Here is a 7738-nt window from a genome sequence, read left to right as displayed (position 1 = left end):
CCGATGCGGCTGTAGAGCTGGGGGTAGTGGCGGAAGCGTTGGTCGATGCCGGGCATCCCGATGAACATGAGGGCGACGTGGTGACGGTCGTGGAGGTCTCGGAGGAGCTCGAGCGAGGTCGGCGTCAGTCGTTCTGCCTCGTCGATGATGATCAGTTCGGTGAAGTCGATGGTGCGGGGGACTTCGGTGGTCGTGATCTTCCCGATCGTGCAGAGATGCTCGTAGATCAGCACTCCGACCTTCCCGCGGTAGTACTCGATGTCGCGCATGAGATCGCGGTGCTTGGCGAGGACCTCGGGGGTGTAGAACACGGTGCGGGAGCGGTGGGCGGCGGCGTAGTGCTTCAGGTCGGCCTCGTTGCGTGGGCCCCAGGCGTGGATGAAGGGTTCGAGGGTGTCCCAGTGGGCGTAGCGGCGGGCGGATTGCGTCTTTCCGACGCCGGCCTCGCCGTGGCAGATGCCGATGGTGACGTCCTTGCGGATGGCGTCGGCGAACTCGGTGAAGCGGCGGTGTTCCTTGGTGACGATGAAGTCGCGGTTCATCTACTCGTCCTCTTCGTAGGTCTTCAGGCGCTTCCTGGGCCGGCGTGCGGGAGCGGGCGGCGTGGGCGGGTCGTCAGGGGGTCGTGGAGTCGTGGGGATGCGGTCGTTGATGGCCTTGCGCAGCTGCCGGCGGCGGGCTCGTCGGGCGGTTTCGATGTCGTGGAGGCTGTATCGCTGGTTGGGGTGGGCTTCGTCGATCGCGGTGCATACGAAGGTGTCGTGGTCGTAGACACGGATCTCGGACAGGTCCCGGGGGTCGTAGCGGATGGTGACCGTGCGTCCGACGAATGAGGCGAGCGTGGGCGAGAGGTAGCGCTGGCCTTGAAAGTGGATCCCGTCGCGCTGGACGGTGCGGTGCTTGGAGACCCGCAGAAGCAGCCCGTCGAGCTCCTCGAGGCTCTCGGGGAGTCGTGGCAACCATCCCTCAGCGATCCAGGCCGCCTTCGGGCTCGTGCGGATCGCGGTGTGCGTGCGTTGGTTGTACTGGTCGACGAATTCCCCGACGGCCCGGTCGAGACCAGGAAGGTCGAGCACCGGCACGGGGTGTGGGTGTCCAGAGCTGAGGCGCCCGGGCAGGGTCGTGAGCAGTTCGGTGTTGACGGTGTGGAAGAACCGCTCGATCTTTCCTCTTCCCTGGGGGCGGGCGACGGCGGAGTGGATGATGCGGATCTTCAAGGCGATCGCGGTGTACTCGAGGTGATGGCTGGTGAAGTCGCTGCCGTGGTCGACGTAGAGAACGTCGGGGATGCCGCACATCGGCCAGGCGGGGTCGCTCTTGGGCCAGATCGCTTGGCGCAGCGCCAGTGCGGTGTTCATCGCTGAGGGCGCGCCCTCGAAGACCATGTACCCGCAGATCGCCCGCGAGCAGTCGTCCATGACCGTGGTCAGCCAGGGCCTGGATGGTCTCCCGCTGGGGTCCTTGATGAGGATGTCGAGCTCGGTATGGTCGACCTGCCACAGGGCATTGGGCCGCTCAGCGCGGTGGCGGAAGACGAGCTCGTGGCGATCCCGGTAGGACGCCGGGCCCTCGAGAGCGAGCGTCACCATCCCGGGATCCAGCGCCTGCACGACCGACCGCACCGTCGCGTAGCTCGGCGTGCTCACGCCTCTTCGTGCAGCCTCGGCTGCGGCCAGGCGGTGCAGCGTCGCGATGCTCGGGCGGGGCCTGGTCAGGGCCAGGTGCTCTACGAAGGCCACCAGGTCAGGCGCGGTGCGCCGCACGCCGGCATCGGCGCGCTGCGCCCGCTCAAGAGCCGAGATGCCGCCTGTCCGGTAGAGGCTGTGCCAGCGTGAGAGCGTTCGCTCTCCCACCCCGGTCTCCCGAGCGAGACTCGCCAGCGGGATGCCGTCTTCGACGTGGAGCCGCAGAATCTTCCACTTCTGCGGCCCGTCCATGTCACGCCTGCGCGATGCTCTCGCGAGCGGCAGCGTCCCGCTGGTGGCGATACAGCGTCGCCCGCGACCACCCCACCAGGCGTGCCGCCTCCTCAGCGGTGCGTCCCTTCGCTCTCTCCTCGGCCGCGATCGCCAGCTTGCGATCCACGACCTCCGGGTTCACCGGCGGCCGGCCGAACTTGGTGCCCTGAGCACGAGCCGCGGCGATTCCAGCGTTGACGCGCTCGGTGATCAGCTCTCGTTCGTACTCCGCCAGCGTTGCCAGCATCCCGAGCATGAGCCGGCCCGACGACGTGTCTGGGTCGATCCCGTCGGAGACCGACTGGATCTTCACGCCGCGGTCCCGTAGCAGGTTCACGGTGTTGAGCACGTCGATGAGTGACCGGCCCAGTCGGTCGATCCGCCAGACCACCACCGTGTCCTCAGGCTCCGCGTAGGCCAGGAGCTTCCTCATGCCCGGACGCTCCGCCGCGCTCTTCGCCCCGGACGTCACATCCGAGAACACGTCCCGCTTCTGCACCCCGGCAGCAAGGAGAGCGTCGAGCTGCAGCGCCGAATCCTGCCCCGCCGGCGACACCCGCGTGTACCCCAGAAGCCTCATCACCACATAATGCCTCACAAACTACCCGCTCCGGAAGATCTGAGACGGAACACGGTGCGACGACTTCACGAAACACTCCTTGCCGCCATCGGCGCAGCTCGAGACGAGCTCACCGCGGCTCGGTCGCATGTCTCGTAACGCTGTAGATTGTCGAGACAGACCGATCCTTGTTGAGCGCTAGCGTGGAACGGCGCGGGATGCACGGCAGCCTCCAGCGCCAGACGGCTTGGTGCGCATTGTCCGGAGGCGGCCCCCTGCTCGCCCGGCGAGGTGAGCTCCACCTACAGGGTTGCCGACCCGGCAACTCATGCACTAGTGTTTCCGACATGGAAACAGGCGATCGAACAAATCCACCTTCCGTAGCCGAAGCCGCGAAGATTCTGGACATGGCGAGTGAGGAGTCTCAGAGGACCGCCAACCCCCCGTTGCCCTGGCGCTTCTTCGTGGCCATGGCAGTACTGCTGGCCACCGTGTGCGCCGCACAGGTACTTGAGGGTTCAGCCTCGCTCATCATTACGATTCTCGGACTGCTATTCATCGTAGTTCTTGGTGTGCGACACGTCTTCTACCGATCGGGCTATGGTGTCGTCTGGCCGGACGGACCGAGCGTCTTCCCGTACCTCGCGGCGAGCTTCATCGTGATCGGAGTTCCCGCGGTCCTGGCCGTGGGGTTCGCCATGAACTGGCTGTGGCTGGTCTCCGCAGTGGGGGCCGCCAGCGCCACTCTGGTCATGGGAGGCAAGTACCGGAAGGCGGTCAGCTCTCGTGGTTGACCCTTCGTTCGACGAGCTTCTTCATGCGCCTCATCGCCTGCGCATCAGCGCCATCCTGGACACCGCCTCCTACGTAGAGTTCGGCGAGCTCCAAAACAGACTTGAGATTTCGAAGTCGGCACTGAGTAAGCATCTATCCCAGCTAGAAGGCAACGGCTACGTGCAGAACTCAAGGGTCACCCTCGCTGGCCGCAGCAGGCTGCGAGTCTCGTTCACAGATCAGGGTCGAGAGAAGTACCGAGCTCACAAGGAAGTGCTCCGAAAGATCCTGCAGACCGGTTGAGGGAGTGGGCAGAGCGCCGCTCTCGGCGACCGCGCCACTCAGAAACAGCTCGCAGACATCACGCAAAAGGCGCACGTTCAGACCACGGAGAGCCGATCTGGCCGTGCTTCCGGAAGCGCCGCATACCCTCAGAGGAAGCACGCCACCAACCGATCAACTCCACAGATGAGGGCAGGCGTGAATGGTGCCGACGGCCGCAACGATCTGCAAATAATCGTGCGGGCCCTCGGCTCGGTGATACACCAAGGGCGGAACAAGACGCGCGTTGTCCGGGATCTGAAAGGTGTGGGTCACCGGGTCCATGATGCTCCGGTGGGGCCGGTGACCTGAACCGCGTCCTGGACAGGTCCCGGTGTCTGGTGTGGTGGTGGCGGTACGAAGGCGACGTCGGGCGGTGGTGACGCGGTTGTGTGGCGGGATGCTTGCAACTGCTCGAAGGCCTCCAGGGCCTGCAGGGATCTACGGTCCGGGCAATCGTCGCGTCGTGGCATCAAGGCCTCTCCGGTGTAGTTCAGGGCAGCGCGGGTCAGGAGGGCGGCGTCGAGGACGTCGCAGGGAGCGCCGATGAGCTCGGCGCGCCACGGTTCGGTTCGGGTTTGGGCTTCGAGCTGGTCCAGGCGGCGCTGAACGTGCTCAAGGAGGCGGGTCAGGGTGCGTTGTTCCTCCGCCGAGGTTGGAACGGGTACATCCAGGACGCCGTGGATGGTGGTGGCCGCCGGGCCGTGACGGGCCAGGTCTTCGGCGGCGGTGGCGGGATCCTGCGGGGCCTGATCAGGCAGGGCTGCGCGGGATGCGTGCTGGATGATGCTGTTCCATTGGGGTGATGTGACCCAGGCATCGAGGGCCTGGTGACCGTGGGTGTTGGTAACCCACTGGGTGGCGCGCCGTGTGCCGATGGCGTACGTGAGGTACCCAGCTTCGTCTTTGAACCGCGCCAGGTCTGTGGCCCACCCGTGCTCATGGTCCTGGACCTCGTGGGCGGTGAGCTCAGTATCGGTGCGCGTCATCACTGTCTGCAGCTGCTGCATCAGGGATTTGGGGGTGATCTCGTGGAGCATGTGCCACGGGTCCGGTGAAGGGGGCTCCTCGGGTGGGGGCAGGACTGCGTGGTTGGAGAGTCTGCCTCGGGTTAGGGCCACATAAAACTGTTCGCGTGAGGTGTTGTCTGGATCGATGGCGGCGATCCCACGATCCACGGTCACACCCTGTGCCCGGTAGGCGGTGGAGGCGTAGCCCAGTTGCGCTGTGGACAGCGTCTCTGGGGTGAGGGTGACGACTTCGCCGGTGGCCCGAGCCGCGGTGAGGCTGCCGTCGTCGTTGATGTCTGAGATGGTGAACAGGTCGCCGTTCTTCACGAACCCGCCGGCCTCATCGGTGATGCGTCGGTCATTACGACGGGTCAGCACGGAGTCACCCACACCGGCCTTCACCCCGTTGCTGAGGGCGACTGTGGTGGAGTGATCCACGGCCCCTGTTTCCAATCGCGCGGCTTGGACACGGGCGTTGAGGCGGTCAACAGCTGGGAGGGATCCGGCGATCAGCAGGGAGGTTTCCCCGGCTTCTTCGGCCATCACCCACCGGTTGAAGGCGATGGATTCCACGTCGTCCTCGGAGGCGGCTCCCAGCACTCGTCCTTGTTCGACCAGGGTCTTGATGGCGTTGGTGTCGCCTGCACGCAGCCGGGTGCTGTTGGAGGCTTCCCAGCTTTCTTTGAAACGCCACAGAGAGGTCAGACGGGCGGATGCGACGCCCTCAGCGTCGTGGTGGCGGTCCATCCAGCCCAGGATCCCGCCGGCGTCAATGGAACCCAGCTGCAGGGGGTCCCCCACGACCACGACTTTCGCGCCAGCTTCTTGGGCTTGGCCGCGCAGTTGGTCCAGGGCGTGAGTGCCGGCCATTGAGGCCTCATCGACGATGATCAGCTGCCCGGGGTTCATGTGGTATCGGTCAGCGGTGGATTCCAGGCCGGTGATGATGGTGTTCAGCCGTGACCGTCGGGCGGTGTCGGAGGCGGGGGTGGCCTCAAACTCGGTGCGCGCAGCGGCCAGGCGTTGGGCGCGTTGTTGGGCGCCGGGGCCGGTGGTCTCCCACAGCCATTTCGCCACGTTGTCTGTGGGGATCTCCAGGTCCTTGGCCAGCACGGCTGCAGCCGCTGCCGATGGTGCCAGGCCCACTACGGACCCAGGGCCGTGAGTGTCCTCCCAGACCTTGCGGATCCCTGCCAGGGCGGCAGTCTTGCCGGCACCTGCAGGCCCGACGATCCCGGTGAGGGATTGCCGGGAGGTGAGGATCTCGAAAGCTGCTTGTGACTGGTCTGCGGCCAGTTTGTGGCCACCGGCGATCGTGACCTCGTCCAGGAGCTCCTGCACGCGGTCGTGATCCTTGATCGTGGGACCGTTCATGGTGGTCGCTGCGGCAATGAGCCGGGCCTCGGCCGACACGATCTCCTGAGTGGAGAAACGGCGGTCGTGGTCAAAGGCATGTCGGCCGTGAACGCTGAGCCCGCTGTGACTCTCCACCGGTGTGCCGTATCGAGTGGGAGAGAGCGAGACTGCTTGGTCGATGGCCGCATCGACCACCCGCGTCAACAGAGCATCACGGTCCTCGTCCCTGATCGTTCGGACCAACGCCAATGCCCGGGAGGCTTCAGCATGAATGTTCGTGACCGCGAATGTGGTGTGCCGGGCGCCGAGCGTGGCGATCACCCGTCCAGCGATCTGGTCCGCCGTCTCGGGGTGCACTGTGGCGGCCTGCAGCAGGGTGGGGTCACGGTCAAGGGTTGCCGCCACCACGGCCGCCGGATCGTGCCCCAGGCCTTGGGCGCGGGTGCGCCATGCGGCTGCTTTCTCCACGAGCGAGGTCATGGCATCGGACTTCCGATCCCGTGTGGCCAGCGTGGCTGTCTGCCGGATCTGGGCGAGGTCATGACCGGTGGGTGGTTGACCGTGCGTCTGGGTCCATTGCTCCACCAGACGGTCCACCTGTGCCTCGATGTCGTGGGAACGGGTGGAGAACTCCGCGATGAGCTCATCCGGGATCCCGGCGAGCTCCACACGTGCCCCGCCCTGGGCGATCGGCAAAGGCGAATCACCAGCACTGAGTTCAGTGGCGGGGGTGCCGTGGTCCCCGTCCGTCACGCGAGAAGGCTTGGCGCGTACCTCTGTTTGGGTGCCCAGGGTGCGGGCCAGTTCATCAAAGAGCGTGGCGTTGAATCGTTCGGAGGCTGCGACGACGTTGCGGTGCAGGGTGTAGGAATCCAAGGTCACCCACTTGCCATCTGCGACTCGTTGGACGCGGTTGGCGATGACGACGTGGGTGTGTAGTTGTGGGTCACCGGCCCGTGAGTCCCAGTGGTCAAAGGCTGTGGCGGCGACTCCGTGAACGGGGACGTGGGCTACGCCGCCGGGCCCGGACCGTGACTGGATGACGTTGGTTTCCAGCCAGGAGACGGTGGAGGATACGGCAGCGCGGTGTGCGGCGTGGATCTTGGCCTGGGTCGGCTCATCGGCCAACGCCCACAGCACCGAGACGGATTTCGGTACGGAGCAGGTCAGATCGAACCCGGCGACCGGTTGGCGTTGCGGGCCGGCGGCCTTGCCAGCAGGTGTCTTGGCGCCGGCAGGAGCGGCGGAGGCCTTGATCGGTGCGCGACCTAGCTGGTCACCGGTCACAGGGTTTTGGGCGTGCTCTAACAGCCGGCGTGCCCCCCGGGCGGTGACGCGCTGCCCCTCAGTCAGGTTCAATCCCGCCAGGCCGGCACCGAGCCACCTACCTGGTGGGGCACCGGAAGCCGTGTAGTAGGCGGTGAGATCCCGGGATCCGGTTCCGGCCGGGGCGGCATCGCCGACGGCAACGGATTGAAGGTAGTACTCCACACTCATCTTCGAGATTGAGACCGTCACGCATCCACCTGCTTTCCATCGACCGGGGTCGCCGCGGGGACCGCAGCGGCACGACGGTGGCGCCGAGGTGATGCACCCACGCCGGATCCGGTCGCGTTCTCGATCTCGGCGCGGTGACGGCGGTAGGTGGTCAGCACGTCACGTTCCAGGACCGTCAGCTCGGACCCGGCACGTTGGCGCTGAGCGATGTGTGCGGCAAGGCCCTGCCATTGGCGCATCACGGCAAGCGGCACCACCTTGAC

7 protein-coding genes are annotated in these 7738 nt (G+C 66.0%); 2 read left to right on the top strand and 5 right to left on the bottom strand.

Annotated elements, in window-relative coordinates; translation table 11 throughout:
• The 3 genes from L979_RS06570 to L979_RS06560 all read right to left on the bottom strand — a co-directional run.
• Positions 1-542: ATP-binding protein (locus tag L979_RS06570; protein WP_047690696.1), on the bottom strand; the 542-nt coding region annotated here is incomplete at its 3' end.
• Positions 543-1937 carry a Mu transposase C-terminal domain-containing protein gene (locus tag L979_RS06565; RefSeq protein WP_047690694.1) on the bottom strand — a complete coding sequence of 465 codons (1395 nt, stop codon included), beginning with the start codon at positions 1935-1937 and terminating at the stop codon, positions 543-545.
• Position 1938: 1 nt separating this feature from the next.
• Positions 1939-2538: a recombinase family protein gene (locus L979_RS06560; protein ID WP_047690699.1), complete on the bottom strand. Its 600-nt coding sequence runs from the start codon at positions 2536-2538 to the stop codon at positions 1939-1941.
• Between the two features lie 326 nt (positions 2539-2864).
• On the opposite strand from L979_RS06560, the gene L979_RS06555 reads away from it, so the two are divergent.
• Positions 2865-3311 (top strand): hypothetical protein, encoded by a 447-nt coding sequence (locus L979_RS06555; protein ID WP_143467412.1) that lies wholly within the window; start codon positions 2865-2867, stop codon positions 3309-3311.
• Positions 3304-3594: a transcriptional regulator gene (locus L979_RS06550; RefSeq protein ID WP_047690688.1), complete on the top strand. Its 291-nt coding sequence runs from the start codon at positions 3304-3306 to the stop codon at positions 3592-3594. The genes L979_RS06555 and L979_RS06550 overlap by 8 nt, the downstream gene beginning before the upstream one ends.
• A 290-nt stretch (positions 3595-3884) precedes the next feature.
• Here L979_RS06550 and mobF read toward each other — a convergent pair whose 3' ends face one another.
• Positions 3885-7496, bottom strand: a complete 3612-nt coding sequence (gene mobF / locus L979_RS06545; RefSeq protein WP_047690686.1) for a MobF family relaxase — start codon at positions 7494-7496, stop codon at positions 3885-3887.
• Positions 7493-7738, bottom strand: a 246-nt coding sequence (locus L979_RS16255) for a hypothetical protein (protein ID WP_047690684.1), incomplete at its 5' end; no start/stop codon positions are given. The genes L979_RS16255 and mobF, both read right to left, overlap by 4 nt.

The organism is Kocuria sp. ZOR0020, from assembly GCF_000800955.1.
GTDB lineage: Bacteria > Actinomycetota > Actinomycetes > Actinomycetales > Micrococcaceae > Kocuria > Kocuria subflava.
Note: the sequence above shows the minus strand (reverse complement) of the source record. Positions and strands in the feature narration are given on the sequence as shown.

Coding starts and splice junctions, on each gene's coding strand:
- L979_RS06555 (WP_143467412.1), top strand. CDS start 2,865: ATGGAAACAGGCGATCGAACAAATCCACCTTCCGTAGCCGAAGCCGCG.
- L979_RS06560 (WP_047690699.1), bottom strand. CDS start 2,538: ATGAGGCTTCTGGGGTACACGCGGGTGTCGCCGGCGGGGCAGGATTCG.
- L979_RS06565 (WP_047690694.1), bottom strand. CDS start 1,937: ATGGACGGGCCGCAGAAGTGGAAGATTCTGCGGCTCCACGTCGAAGAC.